The organism is Idiomarina baltica OS145 (genome assembly GCF_000152885.1).
GTDB lineage: Bacteria > Pseudomonadota > Gammaproteobacteria > Enterobacterales > Alteromonadaceae > Idiomarina > Idiomarina baltica.
Map to the genome: position 1 here is coordinate 1 of NZ_AAMX01000060.1, position 1,678 is coordinate 1,678.

Here is a 1,678-nt window from a genome sequence, read left to right on the forward strand (position 1 = left end):
ACTCTGGGGAGACTGCCGGTGATAAACCGGAGGAAGGTGGGGACGACGTCAAGTCATCATGGCCCTTACGGGATGGGCTACACACGTGCTACAATGGCGCGTACAAAGGGCAGCGAACCTGCGAGGGTAAGCGAATCTCATAAAGCGCGTCGTAGTCCGGATTGGAGTCTGCAACTCGACTCCATGAAGTCGGAATCGCTAGTAATCGTGGATCAGAATGCCACGGTGAATACGTTCCCGGGCCTTGTACACACCGCCCGTCACACCATGGGAGTGGGCTGCACCAGAAGTGGTTAGTTTAACCTTCGGGAGAACGATCACCACGGTGTGGTTCATGACTGGGGTGAAGTCGTAACAAGGTAGCCGTAGGGGAACCTGCGGCTGGATCACCTCCTTACACTTCGCTTATGGATGTAAGTGTCCACACAGATTGCTTGGTTTGATGAATAGAGAAGAATTGGGGTAGCTTGTGCCTTTGGCACAAGATAAAGCCTTAAATTATACTGGGTCTGTAGCTCAGCTGGTTAGAGCGCACCCCTGATAAGGGTGAGGTCGGTAGTTCAAGTCTACTCAGACCCACCATTTTGAGCGCCTGAACAGCGTTGGTAAAAACCTCGCATAGCAGTCTATGCTTCGGTTTTTCCCGCCTTGTCAGCCACTCAAAACAGCCTTTGCAGCCGTGCTGAAAAGAGGGTGTCCTCGGTATCAGTACGCGCAACGCCGCTATCGGCGGTTCAAGCAAGCATTCGGGGCCATAGCTCAGCTGGGAGAGCGCCTGCCTTGCACGCAGGAGGTCAGCGGTTCGATCCCGCTTGGCTCCACCACTTCTTCTCTATAATGTAACTTGCGCTTGAAGCGCAAGGCGATGTTAGCGTTAAGCGTTCAAAGCTGAATGTTTACCGGTAACTTTGCGTTACATGCTCTTTAACAACATGGACAAGCTGATTGTAATAAAGTAATGAAATGCCACTCTACTTGAACCTTATTCAAATTGGTAGAGGCGTATCTTACAAGTGTACAGCGAGAACAAACAATCTTAGTTGCAATACAATGCACGAGGTTCTGCGTAGCAGACATCTTAGGTGTTGTATGGTTAAGTGACTAAGCGTACACGGTGGATGCCTAGGCAGTTGGAGGCGATGAAGGACGTACTAACTTGCGATAAGCCATGACGAGACAGTAAGAGTCGTTATCAGTCATGGATTTCCGAATGGGGCAACCCACTCTGTTTACAGAGTATCCGGCACTGAATATATAGGTGCTTGGAGGCAAACCCGGAGAACTGAAACATCTAAGTACCCGGAGGAAAAGAAATCAACCGAGATTTCCCTAGTAGCGGCGAGCGAACGGGAAGCAGCCCTTAAGCTGACAATGCGTTAACAGAATCTGTTGGGAAGCAGAGCCATAGACGGTGATAGCCCGGTATGTGACGGCGCATAGTGAGTGAAAACGAGTAGGTCGGGACACGTGTTATCTTGACTGAATATGGGGGGACCATCCTCCAAGGCTAAATACTCCCAACTGACCGATAGTGAACCAGTACCGTGAGGGAAAGGCGAAAAGAACCCCGGCGAGGGGAGTGAAATAGAACCTGAAACCGTGTACGTACAAGCAGTATGAGCCTCCTTGTGGGGTGACTGCGTACCTTTTGTATAATGGGTCAGCGACTTATATTTTG

The 1,678-nt window shown here is 50.4% G+C and carries 2 tRNA genes and 2 rRNA genes; all 4 read left to right on the plus strand.

Features of this window, described 5'->3' with window-relative positions:
* A 16S ribosomal RNA gene (locus OS145_RS01420) occupies nucleotides 1–397 on the plus strand; the annotation flags it as partial.
* A gap of 108 nt (nucleotides 398–505) precedes the next feature.
* Nucleotides 506–582: transfer RNA gene (locus OS145_RS01425), tRNA-Ile, on the plus strand.
* A 166-nt stretch (nucleotides 583–748) separates the two neighbouring features.
* A tRNA-Ala gene (locus OS145_RS01430) sits at nucleotides 749–824 on the plus strand.
* 267 nt (nucleotides 825–1,091) lie between these two features.
* Nucleotides 1,092–1,678: ribosomal RNA gene (locus tag OS145_RS01435) — 23S ribosomal RNA — on the plus strand; the annotation flags it as partial.